General features: G+C 73.0%; 13 protein-coding genes and 1 pseudogene. 10 read left to right on the top strand and 4 right to left on the bottom strand.

Annotation, left to right across the window (positions count from 1 at the left end):
* Positions 1-28: 28 nt before the first annotated feature.
* The 6 genes from ACZ7MY_RS17645 (at position 29) to ACZ7MY_RS17620 (ending at position 6,620) form a co-directional block, all read left to right on the top strand.
* Positions 29-1,996: a phosphocholine-specific phospholipase C gene (locus tag ACZ7MY_RS17645; RefSeq protein WP_499602784.1), complete on the top strand. Its 1,968-nt coding sequence runs from the start codon at positions 29-31 to the stop codon at positions 1,994-1,996.
* Positions 1,997-2,114: 118 nt separating this feature from the next.
* Positions 2,115-2,894 carry a GntR family transcriptional regulator gene (locus ACZ7MY_RS17640; protein ID WP_499602783.1) on the top strand — a complete coding sequence of 260 codons (780 nt, stop codon included), beginning with the start codon at positions 2,115-2,117 and terminating at the stop codon, positions 2,892-2,894.
* The gene (locus ACZ7MY_RS17635; RefSeq protein WP_499602782.1) at positions 2,895-3,431 is read left to right on the top strand and encodes a hypothetical protein; all 537 of its coding nucleotides are present in this window, start codon (positions 2,895-2,897) and stop codon (positions 3,429-3,431) included.
* A 74-nt stretch (positions 3,432-3,505) separates the two neighbouring features.
* A complete protein-coding gene (locus tag ACZ7MY_RS17630; protein ID WP_499602780.1) occupies positions 3,506-4,066 on the top strand; it encodes a YrhB domain-containing protein in 561 nt (186 codons plus the stop codon).
* Between the two features lie 166 nt (positions 4,067-4,232).
* Positions 4,233-5,114, top strand: a complete 882-nt coding sequence (locus tag ACZ7MY_RS17625; protein WP_499602778.1) for an SDR family oxidoreductase — start codon at positions 4,233-4,235, stop codon at positions 5,112-5,114.
* A 519-nt stretch (positions 5,115-5,633) separates the two neighbouring features.
* Positions 5,634-6,620 (top strand): nitrilase-related carbon-nitrogen hydrolase, encoded by a 987-nt coding sequence (locus ACZ7MY_RS17620; RefSeq protein ID WP_499602777.1) that lies wholly within the window; start codon positions 5,634-5,636, stop codon positions 6,618-6,620.
* A gap of 79 nt (positions 6,621-6,699) precedes the next feature.
* Here the strand turns inward: ACZ7MY_RS17620 and ACZ7MY_RS17615 are convergent, their stop codons facing one another.
* Positions 6,700-7,458 (bottom strand): SDR family NAD(P)-dependent oxidoreductase, encoded by a 759-nt coding sequence (locus ACZ7MY_RS17615; RefSeq protein WP_499603281.1) that lies wholly within the window; start codon positions 7,456-7,458, stop codon positions 6,700-6,702.
* 153 nt (positions 7,459-7,611) lie between these two features.
* On the opposite strand from ACZ7MY_RS17615, the gene ACZ7MY_RS17610 reads away from it, so the two are divergent.
* Positions 7,612-8,463, top strand: a complete 852-nt coding sequence (locus ACZ7MY_RS17610) for a helix-turn-helix transcriptional regulator (RefSeq protein WP_499602776.1) — start codon at positions 7,612-7,614, stop codon at positions 8,461-8,463.
* A gap of 58 nt (positions 8,464-8,521) precedes the next feature.
* On the opposite strand, the pseudogene ACZ7MY_RS17605 reads toward ACZ7MY_RS17610, so the two are convergent.
* Positions 8,522-8,999 (bottom strand): annotated as a pseudogene (locus ACZ7MY_RS17605) (TetR family transcriptional regulator); the annotation flags it as partial.
* 302 nt (positions 9,000-9,301) lie between these two features.
* Here ACZ7MY_RS17605 and ACZ7MY_RS17600 point away from each other — a divergent pair.
* The 3 genes from ACZ7MY_RS17600 to ACZ7MY_RS17590 all read left to right on the top strand — a co-directional run bounded on the left by ACZ7MY_RS17600 (position 9,302) and on the right by ACZ7MY_RS17590 (position 13,364).
* Positions 9,302-10,804, top strand: coding sequence for an MDR family MFS transporter (locus tag ACZ7MY_RS17600; RefSeq protein ID WP_499602775.1), 1,503 nt, complete (start codon positions 9,302-9,304; stop codon positions 10,802-10,804).
* Positions 10,805-11,044: 240 nt separating this feature from the next.
* Positions 11,045-12,091, top strand: coding sequence for an endonuclease/exonuclease/phosphatase family protein (locus ACZ7MY_RS17595; protein WP_499602774.1), 1,047 nt, complete (start codon positions 11,045-11,047; stop codon positions 12,089-12,091).
* Between the two features lie 169 nt (positions 12,092-12,260).
* Positions 12,261-13,364 (top strand): protein kinase family protein, encoded by a 1,104-nt coding sequence (locus ACZ7MY_RS17590; RefSeq protein ID WP_499602773.1) that lies wholly within the window; start codon positions 12,261-12,263, stop codon positions 13,362-13,364.
* A gap of 73 nt (positions 13,365-13,437) precedes the next feature.
* Here ACZ7MY_RS17590 and ACZ7MY_RS17585 read toward each other — a convergent pair whose 3' ends face one another.
* On the bottom strand, positions 13,438-13,932 hold the full coding sequence (locus tag ACZ7MY_RS17585) for a DUF6461 domain-containing protein (protein ID WP_499602771.1): 495 nt from the start codon (positions 13,930-13,932) through the stop codon (positions 13,438-13,440).
* A 37-nt stretch (positions 13,933-13,969) separates the two neighbouring features.
* Positions 13,970-14,386, bottom strand: a 417-nt coding sequence (locus ACZ7MY_RS17580; protein ID WP_499602769.1) for an acyl-CoA dehydrogenase C-terminal domain-containing protein, incomplete at its 5' end; no start/stop codon positions are given.

Below are 14,386 nucleotides of genomic sequence, written 5' to 3'. Positions count from 1 at the left end.
CCGAACGACCCGAAGGACACATTCACCCATGACCGAGTTCAGCCGCCGGGCCTTCATCGGCACCGCCGCCGGAGCCGCCGCAGCGGTCGGCCTCCCCGCCACCGCGGAGGCCACCGGGCACGGCCCCGGGCACGGCAGCATCGAGGACGTCAAGCACGTGGTGATCCTCATGCAGGAGAACCGCAGCTTCGACCACTACTTCGGCACCCTCAGCGGCGTACGGGGCTTCGGCGACCGCCAGGCGGCCGTCCTGTCCAACGGCGACCCGGTGTTCCGCCAGCCCGCCCGCGGACGCGAGGAGGGCCACCTCCTGCCGTTCCGCATGGACACCACCAAGTACAACGCCCAGAACGCCGGCGGCCTCCCGCACGACTGGGACAGCGGCCACTCGGCCGTCAACAACGGCGCCATGGACAAGTGGGTGTCCGCCAAGGGCGAGCGCACCATGGGCTACTTCACCCGTGAGGACATCCCCTACCAGTACGCCCTCGCCGACGCCTTCACCCTCTGCGACGGCTACTTCTGCTCGCTGAACGGGCCCACCGACCCCAACCGCCTCTACCTGTGGACCGGCACCGCCGGTCCCGGCGTCGACGGCACCACCGGCCCCTGGACCGACAACACCCCGGTCACGGGCAACCCGGTGGCGGACTGGACGACGTACGCCGAGCGCCTCCAGGACGCCGGCGTCACCTGGCGCGTCTACCACAACCCCGACGGGTCGGACGACCGCGACGGCGACTACGACGACAACGCGCTGTCGTACTTCAAGCAGTTCCACGAGTTCCCCAAGGACGACCCGCGCTACATCAACGCCATGACGAGGTTCGACCTCACGGCGTTCGACAAGCACTGCAAGGACGGCACCCTGCCCACCGTCTCCTGGCTGGTGGCGCCGTACCTGTTCTGCGAACACCCCGCGGCCAGCCCCGACTACGGCGCCCACTGGGTCAACACGGCGCTGCAGTCGCTGTTCTCCAATCCCGACGTGTGGAAGCACACCGTCTTCCTGCTCATGTACGACGAGAACGACGGCTACTTCGACCACGTCATCCCGCCGTTCCCCGAGCCCGGCACCAAGGACGAGTTCGCGAACGGCAAGGCCATCGGCCTGGGCAGCCGGGTGCCGCTGTGGGTCGTGTCGCCGTGGTCGCGCGGCGGCTGGGTCAACTCCCAGGTGTTCGACCACACGTCGGTGGTGCGCTTCCTCGAGCGCGTCACCGGGGTGAAGGAGCCCAACATCTCCGACTGGCGGCGCACCGTCTGCGGCGACCTCACCAGCTGCTTCGACTTCACCAGGCCCGACTACAGCATCCCCCGGCTGCCGGACACCGTCGCGCTGATGGCCAAGGCGGACGCGGGCAACGCGCTGCCCGCGGTGAAGGTGCCCGACCATTCCGAGATGCCCGGGCAGGAGGAGGGCCGGCGGCCGCACCGCCCGCTGCCGTACCGGCCGTGGGCCGACGTGACCGTCGACCGCGCGAAGGGCAAGGTCATCTGCCGGCTCACCAACGACGGCACCGTCGGCTACCACTTCACCGTGCTGCCCAACACGGCGCTGCCCTTCACCGGCACGCCGTTCACCGTGCCGCCGCGCTCGACGCGCACCTACGAGTGGGACGCGGCGGCCACCGACGGCCGCTACGACTTCTCCGTGCACGGCGCCGACGGCTTCGTCCGCCGCTTCTCCGGGACGGTCGTCCCCGACGGGCAGGACGACGTGGCCGTCCCGGCGGTCACGGCGACCCTGCGGCACGACGGGCGGCCGGAGAACGCGGCCGTCGAGTTCTACCTGCGCAACGACGGCGGCACCGAGGCGGCGTTCACGCTCACGCCGAACGACTTCGCCGGCAAGGAGCAGACCGTGTGGGTCCGCCCCGGCGACCGCACCCGGGTGACCTGGCGCACCGACGGCGGCCGCTACGACGTGACCGTCACCGCGGGCACCGGCACCCGCTTCGTCCAGCGCTACGCGGGAACCGTCCACTCCGCGTGAGGCGCGCCGGAGGGGACGGGGTACGGGCAGCCGCCCGCACCCCGCCCCCTCCGGGTAGGGTCGGGGGGATCCGGCCGCGCGCGCGGCCCGCACGGCACGAGCAGCGCAGGAGACCACGGTGCGGCAGGAGCAGGGCACCCCGGACAGCGAGCTGCGCTACCGCAAGGTCGCGGCCGGACTCCGCGAGGCGATCATCGCGGGCGAGTACGCCGCCGGCACCAAACTGCCCCCCGAGGGAACCCTCGCCGAGCGCTACGGCGTCTCGCGCGGCACGGTCCGGCACGCGCTGGCCGTACTGCGCTCGGACGGCCTGGTCACCTCGCGCCGCGGCACCCGGCGCACGGTGCTCGGCGGCCCGCGGGCGCAGAGCTTCTCGGAACTGCTGAGCTTCACCAACTGGGCCCGCTCCATCGGGGAGACCCCGGGCGGCCGCGTGGACAGCGTGGTGCGACGCCCCGCCGAACCCTCCGAGGCGGGCCAGCTCGGCCTGGAGGAGGGCGCCGAGGTCTTCCTCGTCCTGCGGCTGCGGACGCTGTCCGGGGAGCCGGTGATGGTCGAACGCTCCCTCTACCCGGCCCGGATCGGCGCCCTGGTGGCCGAACTGCCGGCCGACACCGTCTCCCACACCGAGGCCCTGGTCGCCCACGGCGTCCTGTTCACCGATGCCGACCACACCATCGACCTCGCCTGGGCCGACGCCGACGACGTCCGCCTCCTGGACTGCCCGCCCGGCCAGGTCCTGCTGCGCGAGCGGCGCCGCACCACCGACCCCGAGGGGGCCCCGGTGGAGTGGTCCGAGGACCGCTACCTGCCCGGCACCATCGCCTTCACCGTGCACAACTCGGTGGCCGCCTCATCCCTCGGCCGCCGCCACAGCCCCCGTCCGGGGAAGGACTGAGTGTCCGGGAGCCTGGAGCGGGTCACCGCGGCCCTGGCCCATCGCCTCGGCGCCGCCCCCGGCGACCTCTCGGGCGTCCTTCACGACGAGCACGAACGATGGGCGCTGTACCGGCGGGCCTTCGACGACCCGGCGTGTCTGCCCGACCTGTACGACGCCGTGGCCGTCGAACCCGACCCGAGCGTGGCCCTCGGCATCGTCCTGCACGTCCTCGGCGGCCTCCCGCCCTCCGACCGCCCGGCCTGGACCGCCCGGCTCGGCACCGACCGTGAACGGGCCTACGCGGACCGGCGCGCCCGCGAACTCGGCCTCCTGCAGGGCGCGTCGGTGACCGCCCTGCTCGTCGACGAAGCGGTCCAGGACTCGTGGTCGGACTGGCTCCAGCTGGGCCTCGCCACGTCCTCGCCCGAGCCCGCGGTCCTCACCCGCCTCGCGTCCGCGGGCCGTACGAAGCGCATCCGCCGCCTCGCGTCCGAACGCGAGCACTCGATCCGCCCCCAGGACCCCCGTCCGGGGAAGGGCCCGGGGGAGGCCTAGGCGCCGGGCGGTCCGCCCGCTGACGGTGACGTAATCCGCTGGCCCGGTTCGAGCGGGCGCGCGAGGATGTGCGGGTGATCGAACGGGAGTCCGCGGTCCGGATCGTCGAGGCAGAGCTGGCACGGCAGGACCAGGAGTGTGCGGCGATCGATCCGCGCGCGGTGCGCACGGCTGTTTCGGGTGTCAGGGAACACGAACTGGTCTGGATCGTCGGCTGGCAGTCCGAGGAGTACCTACGCACCGGGAACACGCGGTCCGCGCTGGTCGGGAACGGGCCCTACCTGGTCGACCGCGTCGACGGAGGATTGCACCGGATCGGAGTCGTCTCCGCAAGGGAAGGTCGTTGGGAGGCCGACTACCGCGCCCGCATCCGCGGGCTGCCGACCCGTACCGCGGTGGACGACCTGCACGACGAGATAGGCGAAGTCGCTGCCGCGCGAGGACGCATCCATGCCGTGCGCACCCTGCGGCAGAGGCTGCCCGTGCTGTCACCTGCCCAGGCCCTCGCATACGTGAGCGGACTGCAGCAGGGTGGCGTACCCGTGGGCCTCGGGGACATCGCGGCCAGAACGCTCGTCGAACCCCTGGATCCGGTGTTCGCAGTCGAGACCATTCACCGGGGACGGCCCGGCTAGGGCACGGCTCCCCGGAACGTCCGTTCCGTGGGTCCGGGGGAACGTCCGGTGCGCCTGCGCGTGCTCCCGCTGTGCCTCCGCACGCTCCTTCTGGTGGGCGGTCGCGGCTGTCATGGTCGCTCTCGGCGGTACGGACCGTCGCGGGTGACCGGCATCGGGGGGACGCATGACGCGGCGTTGGCTTGTGACGGGGTGTTCGTCGGGGTTGGGGCGGGCGCTGGCGGGAGCGGTGGCGGAGGCCGGTGATCTGGTGATCGCCACCGCGCGCAAGCCGGCCTCCCTCCGGGAGTTGGTGGCCGCGTACCCGGACCGGGTGTCGGCGGTGGCGCTGGACGTGTGCGACCCCGGGCAGTGCGAGGCGGCGGTGACGCACGCGGTCGACCGCTTCGGCGGGGTGGACGTGCTGGTGAACAACGCCGGGGCGGGGCTGTTCGGCGCGGTCGAGGAGGTGTCCGACGGGGAACTGCGCGCCCAGCTCGATCTGTTGACGGTCGCGCCGTGGCGGCTGAGCCGTCTCGTCCTCCCGTTGATGCGCGCCGAGGGCTCCGGCCACATCGTCAACGTCTCCTCCCTGGCCGGGCGGATGGGGCTCCCGGGGCTGTCCGCGTACGTGGCGGGCAAGTACGCGCTGGAGGGGATGACGCAGGCCCTCGCGGCGGAGGTGGCACCCTTCGGGATCAGGGTGCACGCGGTCGAGCCCGGTCAGTTCGCCACCCACTACGGCTCGGCCGTGACCGAGTCCGCCGACCGCATTCCCGCGTACCGGGAGAGCACGGGAGAGGTGCGGGAGGGCTTGCGGGCCATGGCGGGCAGTCCTGAGCTCGGCCGTCCCGAGGCGTTCGCCACCCACGTCCTGCGGTTGGTCGCGGCTCGGCCGGCACTCGTGCGCGTGCCGATCGGCGAGGACGCCTACGCCTACCTGGACGCGATCGAGGCCGCCACGCGCGAGGAACTCGCGGCGGCCCGCGGCTTCGTCCGCGCCCATCCGCCGGCGCCGCCGCGCGGGGAGGCCGTCGTGACGACGCCGGCCACGGTCCCGGAGGCCTGACACGGCCGGTCGGGGGCCGTGTCCCGAGGGCGTGGTCATCTCCGAGCGACCCGCGACCTGGGTGGATGGCATTCCGCGCGATGAGACGTTCGTTCATCGCGCTGGGTGCCGCAGGGGCCGTCACCCTTGCCGTGGGCGGTTTCGCAGTCGGAGCGGCCCGGCAGGACGGCGTGTCCTCCGGGCGGTCCGCGACCTGGGCGTGCTGGTGGAGCGGAACCCCACGTGTTTCGACGTGGGGACGCGTGCGGCGGCCGAAGTCCTGTTGCAGCGTCCCTCCGGGGGCGAGGCGGGTGTGGCCCTGTGCGACCTCACCGGCATCGGTGCCGAGGACTGCTGGGTTTCCGAGGACTGAAGCGTGTGAGCAGGGGGTGGCCGCGGGCCCGCGTGGCACGGACCCGCCCCCTGCTCGCCGCTGCGGCCGTTGCCGCGACACGAATAGGAGCATATGCTCGTAACTCGAGGGGCGGCCCGCGGGGCCGCCCGGAGAGCACTGAGCCGCATGCGAGAAGGAGCCGCACCATGACCACCGTGAGGGCAGCCGCCGTCCAGATCAGCCCCGTCCTTTACAGCCGTGCGGGCACGGTCGGGAAGGTGGTGGAGAAGATCCACGAGCTGGGACGGAGGGGCGTCCGGTTCGCCGTCTTCCCGGAGACCGTCGTCCCGTACTACCCGTACTTCTCCTTCGTGCAGCCGGCCTACGCCATGGCCGGGGAGCACCTGCGGCTGGTGGAGGAGGCGGTGACCGTGCCCTCCGCCGACACCGATGCGATCGGTGCGGCGGCCCGCGACGCCGGCATGGTCGTCTCGATCGGCGTCAACGAGCGCGACGGCGGCTCCCTCTACAACACGCAGCTGCTGTTCGACGCCGACGGCACGCTGATCCAGCGCCGCCGCAAGATCACGCCCACCTACCACGAGCGCATGGTCTGGGGCCAGGGCGACGGCTCCGGGCTGCGTGCCGTGGACAGCGCCGTCGGCCGCGTCGGGCAGCTGGCCTGCTGGGAGCACTACCAGCCGCTCGCCCGCTACGCCCTGATCGCCGACGGCGAGCAGATCCACGCTTCCATGTTCCCCGGCGCGTTCGGCGGCCCGCTGTTCGCGCCGCAGATGGAGGTGGCCATCCGTCAGCACGCCCTGGAGGCGGCCGCCTTCGTCGTCAACGCCACCGCCTGGCTCGACGCCGACCAGCGGGCGCAGCTCGCGGCGGACACCGGTGCCCCGGCCGCGGTGTTCTCCCAGGGGTTCTTCACCGCCGTCGTCGACCCCGAGGGCAGCCTCATCGGCGAGCCGCTCACCTCGGGGGAGGGCGAGGTGATCGCGGACCTGGACCTGACGATGATCGACCGGCGCAAGCGCCTGATGGACGCCCGTGGCCACTACAGCCGCCCCGAATTCCTCGGCCTGTCGATCGACCGCACCCCCGCCGCTCCGCTGCTCGAACGCGGCGGCCACGTGCCGGCCCAGCCCGTGCACCTGCCCGACGACGGCCTCCGCTCCGGGGTCTGAGGCGCCACGGCGTCAGGCTCCGCGACCACGACGGTCCGCCACCGCGGTCATGCCCCCGGGCGTGGGGCGCGCGCCCGGATCACGCCCGCAGACCGCCGTCGACCGGGAGCACCGTCCCCGTCACGTAGGAGGCGCGGTCGCTCAGGAGCCAGGCCGCGGCCTGGGCGATCTCGTCGGGATCGGCGGCGCGGCGCAGGGGGGTGCGTTCGTTGAGCCGGTCGACGGTGCCGGGCGAGCGCTCGTCCCAGGCACGGATCATCTCGGTCAGCGTGGTGCCGGGCGCGAGGGCGTTGACGCGGATGCCCTCCGGGCCGTACGTGATCGCGGCCGACTCGGTGAGGCTGTTGACCGCCCGCTTCATCGCCGCGTAGGGGGACAGCGCGGGGTTGCCCCTGAGACTGCCCACGGACGAGTTGTTGACGATCGCGCCCGTGCCGGCGGTGGCCCGGATGGCGGCGACCTCGGCGGACATGGCCAGCCACGGACCCTTGAGGTTCACGGTGTAGACGAGGTCGAAGTCCGTCTCGGGCACCTGGTCCATGGGGGCCGGCGGCACGCTGGTGGCCGCGTTGTTGAAGGCGACGTCGAGCCGGCCGTACCGGTCGACCGCGCCGTCGACGGCGGCCCGGACACCGGCCGCGTCACCGAGGTCGCACACCACGTACTCCGCGGTGCCGCCGGCCGCCCGGACCTGCTCGGTCACCGCCCGCAGCTGGTCCTCCGTACGGGCGGCGAGCAGCACCCGGGCGCCCTCCCGGGCGAACAGCCGGGCCGCGGCGGCGCCGATGCCGCGGCCGGCACCGGTGACGAGGGCCACCTTGCCGGCCAGCAGGCCCATGGTGTCAGGGCCGGGGGTGGGGGTGGGGGCGGAAAGGGGGGACCGATCGGTCTGTGCGTTGTCCATGGCACCGAGCCTGCGTCCGGCAGCGGAGCGGATCCAGACACCACCGGTACCTGGATGGGCTCCGCCGCCCCCTGCACACTGGATGGCATGGACAGACGCGAGCTGGCCGGCTTCCTGCGCGGCAGGCGTGAGCAGATCACCCCTGCCGACGTGGGTCTGCCCGCCGGGCCGCGCCGTCGTACCCCCGGGCTGCGCCGCGAGGAGGTGGCGCAGCTGGCGTTCATCTCGACCGAGTACTACACGCGGCTGGAGCAGGCCCGCGGTCCGCGCCCGTCGCGCGAGGTGCTCGCCGGTCTGGCGCGGGCCCTGCGCCTGTCCGACGCCGAACGCGACCACCTGCACCACCTCGCCGGTGCCCCGCCCGGTCCGCCGGCCGGGCCTTCGCGTGAGGTGCGGCAGAGCATCCTCGACCTCCTGCGGCGGCTGCCGCACGCCGCGGCGATCGTGCTCTCCGCGACGTACGAGGTGATCGCCTGGAACGACCTGGCGGCCGCCCTCCTGGAGGACTTCTCCGTCCTGTCCCGGCACGAGCGCAACCTCGTACGCCGGGCCTTCCTCGCACCGCGCTCGCGGGACCGGCTGCTGTACGACCCGTCCGAAGCGCAGGCGTTCGCGCACGCCGCGGCCCGCCACCTGCGGATCACGGCCGCGCGCTACCCCGGCGACCCGGAGGTGGCCGCCCTGGTGGACGACCTCCTCGCCGGCAGCGTGGAGTTCGCCCGCTTGTGGGCCGCCCACGACGTGAGCGCCGAGCCCACCCTGCGCAAGACCCTCGACCACCCGCTGGTCGGCCCCGTCACCGTGAACTGCGATGTCCTCGACATCACCGACCGGGACCAGCGCGTCGTGATCTACACGGCCGACCCCGGTTCTCCCGCCGAGGAGGCGCTGCGGCTGCTGTCGGTGGTCGGCACGCAGCACATGGGGGTACCCGGCTGAGCCGGGGTCTGCCGGGGTCTGCCGGGGCCCGTCCGGGCCTCGGGGGCCTCAGGACGCTCAGGCTGTGCAGCAGGGTGCCGACGACGACGTCCGCGGCCCGCGCGGGACTCAGCTCGGGCAGTTGCCGCGCCACCAGGTGCATGAGCTGGGGGAGCAGCGCACTCGCCCATCCTTCCGCGAGACCGGGACGCAGCAGTCATTCGCCGGTTTCGCGTTCGAGGAAGGCGTCCACCTTGCGGACGGACGCCTCGCGCCGCGCGTGGACGTCGTCGTCGGCGAGCCTGCGGGCGAGGTCGACGGGCCAGGTGCGGTTGACGGCGATGACGTTCTCGACGTAGCGGTGCAAGGCCACGGCCACGGGCGCCTTACGGCCGTCGGGCGTCCTCGATGGCGTGCTCGACGGCCGTGAGGCGGGCCTCGTGGACGGCCGCGAGGAGCTCGTCCCGGGACGAGAAGCGCTGGTGGACGGTGCTCCGGTCCACCCCCGCCTCGGCGGCGACGGCCGCGATGCTCGCGCCGGGATCGGCGGCGGGCATGCGTGCTCCGGCGGTCAGGACGGTTTCCAGGTTGCGTGCTGCGTCGGCTCTCACCGCAGGGAGCCCAGCGCCGAGATGTGGAACCTGTGACAACTATTGCCGCTGCAATGCGGCGGTCATCTCGTTAAGTGCTACAGTTCTGTGGCAGATAAAGTTCCGGCGATGCCAGGGCCGTGCGGTCCGGCCGGCCGGCGCGGACGGTGGACGGCCCGCCGCCCCGTGCACCACTTCCCGAGAGGCAGGTCCCGATGCCGAAGGCACCCACGTCCCCGTCACCCGCGCCAGGTGGCGTCGCGGCCGCGATGAGCGCGCTGATCCTGGCGGTCCTCCTCGCGGCCCTCGACCAGACGATCGTCTCGACCGCGCTGCCCCGGATGGCGCGGGACCTGAACGGGTTCGACGACATCGCCTGGGTCAGCGCCGCGTACCTGCTCGCGTCGACGGCGGCGACACCGCTGTGGGGCAAGCTCGGCGACATGTTCGGCCGCCGGCGGCTCTACCTCGTCTCGGCCGCGATCTTCCTGGTCGCCTCGGCGCTCTGCGGCCTGGCGCAGAACCTGGCCGAGCTGATCGGTGCCCGCGTGCTGCAGGGCGTGGGCGGCGGCGGCATGATCGTGCTGACCTTCGCCCTGGTCGGTGACATCGTGGCGCCGAGCGAACGCGGCCGCTACCAGGGCATGTTCGGTTCGGTCTACGGCGTCGCCAGCATCGTCGGCCCCCTGCTGGGCGGCGTCTTCACCGACCACCTGTCCTGGCGGTGGGCCTTCCTCGTCAACCTGCCCGTGGGTGTCGTCGCCCTGGCCATCGCCGCACGGGCGCTGCCCACGGCCACCAGGGGCGCCCGGGTCCGCGTCGACTACCCCGGCGCCACCCTCCTCGCCGCCATCGCCACCGGCCTGGTCCTGGTCACGTCCTTCGGCGAGCGCTGGGGCTGGGGCTCGCCGGCCATCGTCGGCCTGATCGTCGCCACCGTCGTCATGGCCGTGCTGCTGGTGCCGGTCGAGCGCCGCGCCGCCGCCCCGGTCCTGCCGCCGGCCGTGTTCGCCTCACGGACCGTGGTGTTCTCCTCGCTGATCGGGTTCCTCGCCAACGCCGCGATGTTCGCGGTGCTCGTCTACCTGCCGACCTACCTCCAGATCGTCCACGGGGTCTCGGCCACCCTCTCCGGCGTCCACATGCTGCCCCTGGTCGCCGGCCTGGTCGTCAGCCAGTCCCTGGCCGGCCGCTGGGCCGCGCACGCCGGGCGGTTGCGGGTGATCCTCCTGGCGGGCCTGCTCGCCAACCTCGCCGGGCTGCTCCTGCTGGGCACGATCGGGGCGGCCACCGGCACCCTCGTGCTGAGCGGCTACTTCCTGATCACCGGTGTCGGCATCGGCATGGTGCCGATGGTGGTGCTGACCACCGTCCAGAACAGCGTGCCCGCCGCCGATCTCGGTGCCGCCAGCGCCGTGGTCACCTTCGCCCGCTCCATCGGCGCGGCCTTCGGCGTCGCCGTCTTCGGCACCCTCCTCAACACCGGCTTCGCCGACCGCACCCGTGACCTGCCGGCCGACCGCGGCTTCGCCGCCGCCCGCCCCGACACCATCGGCCACCTGCCCGCCGCCCTGCGCGACACCGCACTGGACGCCTTCGCCCACGCCACGGCCGCCGGATACCTATGGATCGCGCCCACCCTGGCCTTCGGCGTCCTCCTCGCCCTCTTCCTCAAGCCGGGGGCGGGGAAGGCGCCGAAGCCGGGTGAGCGCGCCGGTGCCGCCGAACCCGCCGCCGAATCCGCCGTCGACGCCTCCGCCCCGGCCGCCTGACCGACCGGGCCTGCGTGAGCGCGGGTCGTCCCGTCCCCTGCGAAGCCCCGCTGTTGCCGTCCCGTGACAGAGCGGGCTCGCAGGCATCACACGGCCCGCCCAGGCTCGACCGACAGGCGCACGGTGTGGACGTGCACGGGCCCCCCGGCCCCGGGCACGCCCCAGGGCGGCGTCGGATGGCGAACGCGCCACCCCGGGCCGTGAGTCGGCGCGGGAACGAGCGGACGGCAGGGCGACTCGATGACTCACCACGGCACCTTGGACCCGGTGACGGGCGAAGCAACTGCGACACGACCGTTCTCGTCACGGGTGCGTGGCACCGGCACCACGCACCCGCGTCCGCGCGGCGGGAGGCCGAACCGGTGGCGCCGAGGTGCCCTGACCGCGGCCCTCGCCGTGGCCGTCGCGCTGCTGATGCTGCTGCACTCAGCCGTCCCGAACGGGCACCGGGCGTTCGGCCGCCACCTCGGCAGCCTCCTGGAGACGCTGCTCCCGTGGCTGGGCCTGGCCGTCCCACTCGTCCTGGTCCTCGCCCTGGTCCGGCGGTCCGCGACGGCACTGGTCGCCGCCGTGCTGCCCGCCGTCGTGTGGGTGGGCATGTTCGGCGGCCTCCTCCTCGACAAGGGGACGGACGGCGGGAACCTGATGGTCGCGGCCCACAACGTCGGCGACGTCAACCCGGACCCCGCGGGCACCGCCCGGAAGCTGGCCGCGTCGGGCGCCGACGTCCTCGCGCTGGAGGAGATGACCGACGACGCGGCACGCGTGTACACGGCGAAGCTCGCCGGCACGTACCGGTACCACGCGGTCCAGGGAAGCGTGGGGCTGTGGAGCACGTACCCGATCAGGGAGGCGAAGCCGCTCGACGTCTACGGCACCGACCGGACCCTGCGCACCGTGGTCGACACCCCGCACGGCGCGCTCGCGGTGTACGTGGTGCACCTCTGGTCGGTCCGCGTCACCCCGCGGTCGGGCTTCACCACCTACCAGCGCGACATGGGCGCCGACGCGGTCGGCCGGGCCGTCGCGGCGGATCCCGTGCACCGGGTCGTCCTGCTCGGCGACTTCAACGGCAGCACGGACGACCGGTCGCTCGCTCCCGTCACCTCACGCATGCGCTCCGCCCAGACCACGGCCGGCCGCGGCTTCGGCTTCACCTGGCCGTCCTCGTTCCCGGTGGTGCGCATCGACCAGATCATGGTGCGGGGCGTCCGCGCGACCTCCTCGTGGACCCTGCCGGGGACCGGCAGCGATCACCTCCCGGTCGCGGCACGGCTGAAGTTGTAGGGCCGCCCCGCCGGATCGACGAGGAGATCGGGTTCCTCCGGTCCCGTCGTCGATCCTCACCTACAGTGCGGTGGGGAGGGACGCCCGGATCCGGCGTCCCGCACCGCGGAGCCGTACGAGGCCGCGCGGCGGGACCGCGCAGCCAGTGCAGAATCGAGGTCGGCAGCCGATGGACGCCGCACCGCAGCACCCCGACATGTCGCACGGGGCGCGCACCACCGTCCACAGCGCCGTCTCCACGGCCCTGGCGATGTGCAGCGATCGCACCCTGCACGCCCTGATGGAAGCGGCCGTGCCGATCGGGTCCGGCATCGGCGGCACGTCGGCCCGGATGGAGGTCGCCGGAACCCCGGTCTTCGTGAAGCGGGTGCCCCTCACCGACCTGGACACGCTCCCCGAGAACGTGCGCTCCACGGCGAACCTGTTCGGGATGCCCGACTGCTGCCACTACGGCGTCGGCGACGTCGGCGGACCGGGCTTCGGTGCCTGGAGAGAGCTCGCCGTGCACACCATGACGACGAACTGGGTGCTCGCGGCGGAGTACGAGGGCTTCCCCCTGCTGTACCACTGGCGGGTGCTGCCCGACTCCGCGCCGCTGCCGGAGGAACTGGCCGACGTGGACCGAGCCGTCGCCTACTGGGACGGCAGCCCGCAGGTGCGGCGCCGCATCGAGGCTCTCCAGCGGTCCTCGGCGAGCGTCGCGCTGTTCCTGGAGTACATCCCGCAGAACCTGCACCAGTGGCTGGGCACCCGGCTCGAAGCGGGCGACGAGGCCATGGACCGGGCCTGCGCGATGGTGGAGCGGGAACTGGAAGCGGGCGTCTCGTTCATGAACAGCCGCGGACTCCTGCACTTCGACGCCCACTTCGAGAACATCCTGACCGACGGCCGCCGCCTCTACTTCGCGGACTACGGCCTCGCGATCTCCTCCGCCTTCGAACTGTCACCGGCCGAGGCCGGCTTCTTCGACCGGAACCGGGCCTACGACCGCTGCTACACCGTCACCTACCTCGTGAACTGGCTGGTCACCGCCCTGCAGGGATTCAGCAGGGAGGACCGGGACGGTCGCTACGAGCTGGTGCGCGCCTACGCGGACGGCAAGCGCCCCACCGGCATCCCGGAGGAGGCCGCGGCGATCATCTCCCGGCACGCGCCGGTCACCGCCGTGGTGTCCGACTTCAACCGCACGTTCCAGCGCCGGAGCCGGCAGACCCCCTACCCGCTGGAGGCGCTCCGCCGGCTCGGCGGGACGGACGGCCCCCGGCTCCGCTGAAGCGCACGACCCCGGGCCGACCGTGTGCGCACCGGCCGTCAGCCGCTCGGCAGCAGCGACGGCGCGCGGGGCGTCAGGGGATGTCGAGTTCGGGCAGATCGAGGAAGCCCGCGATCGCCTGCACGATGCGTTCCTCGTCGTCACCGGTGTCGGAGTCCGCGTCCGGACCTGCCGGTCTCGCCGAGGTGAGGGCCGGGAGCAGCAGGTCCGGCTCGTCGCCGAACCGGTCATCCGGCGACTCGAAGCTGAAGGAGGTCACCAGGCGTCCTTCGCGGTGGTACGAGAAGTCGGGGCCGAATGCCTTGGCGAGGCACGGTTCCGTCGTGAAGACGACGAGCTCCCCGCCGTCCCGGCACAGCGACGCGTAGTCGGTGAGGTCGTCGTCGCCGTGGTTCCAGCCGTACATGTAGTGCAGCACCACCCCCCACGCGGCGCCCTTGCCGTACGCGAGCGGCACCCGCCGTGCCGCGAGGAGTCCCCTCGTGAGCGCGTCCAGGGTCATGCCCCTGAAGTAGACGACGTTGATCTCCTCGTGGTGCGGGAGCGGTTGGTGTATCCAGTGCCTCATACCGCGCACCGTAGAGCAGCGCACTGACACGACCGGGTCAGAAGGACTCTTCGGGCAGGTCCATGATGTCGAGGCTGACGCCGTCGGCGACGGACCGCGCGACGGAGACCTGGGGCAGGATCTCGGCGGCGAAGTGCCTGGCCGCGGCGATCTTGCCGGTGTAGAAGGCGGTGTCCTTGGCGCCGGCGCCGGCGGCGAGCTTGGCGGCGGCGACGGCGGCGCCCTTGAGCAGGAGGTAGCCGACGACGACGTCGCCGGAGGCGAGCAGCAGGCGGGTGGTGTTGAGGCCGACCTTGTAGATGTTCTTGACGTCCTGCTCGGTGGCGGCGAGGTCGGTGAGCATCTTGCCGACGATGGCTTCCAGGTCGACGGCGGCCTTGGCGAGGTGCTCGCGGGCGGCGGCGAGCTCCTCGCCGCCGGTGGCCTCGGCGAGGAAGGTCTTGATCTCCTCGGA

The sequence above is a fragment of the Streptomyces sp. NPDC111520 genome (assembly GCF_055635295.1).
This window is presented reverse-complemented; position numbering and strand designations above follow the sequence as displayed.

Excerpts from the sequence above, each read along its gene's own strand:
- ACZ7MY_RS17645 (WP_499602784.1), top strand. The coding sequence starts at position 29 with ATGACCGAGTTCAGCCGCCGGGCCTTCATCGGCACCGCCGCCGGAGCC.
- ACZ7MY_RS17625 (WP_499602778.1), top strand. The coding sequence starts at position 4,233 with ATGACGCGGCGTTGGCTTGTGACGGGGTGTTCGTCGGGGTTGGGGCGG.
- ACZ7MY_RS17620 (WP_499602777.1), top strand. The coding sequence starts at position 5,634 with ATGACCACCGTGAGGGCAGCCGCCGTCCAGATCAGCCCCGTCCTTTAC.
- ACZ7MY_RS17615 (WP_499603281.1), bottom strand. The coding sequence starts at position 7,458 with ATGGGCCTGCTGGCCGGCAAGGTGGCCCTCGTCACCGGTGCCGGCCGC.
- ACZ7MY_RS17610 (WP_499602776.1), top strand. The coding sequence starts at position 7,612 with ATGGACAGACGCGAGCTGGCCGGCTTCCTGCGCGGCAGGCGTGAGCAG.
- ACZ7MY_RS17600 (WP_499602775.1), top strand. The coding sequence starts at position 9,302 with ATGAGCGCGCTGATCCTGGCGGTCCTCCTCGCGGCCCTCGACCAGACG.
- ACZ7MY_RS17595 (WP_499602774.1), top strand. The coding sequence starts at position 11,045 with ATGACTCACCACGGCACCTTGGACCCGGTGACGGGCGAAGCAACTGCG.
- ACZ7MY_RS17590 (WP_499602773.1), top strand. The coding sequence starts at position 12,261 with ATGGACGCCGCACCGCAGCACCCCGACATGTCGCACGGGGCGCGCACC.
- ACZ7MY_RS17585 (WP_499602771.1), bottom strand. The coding sequence starts at position 13,932 with ATGAGGCACTGGATACACCAACCGCTCCCGCACCACGAGGAGATCAAC.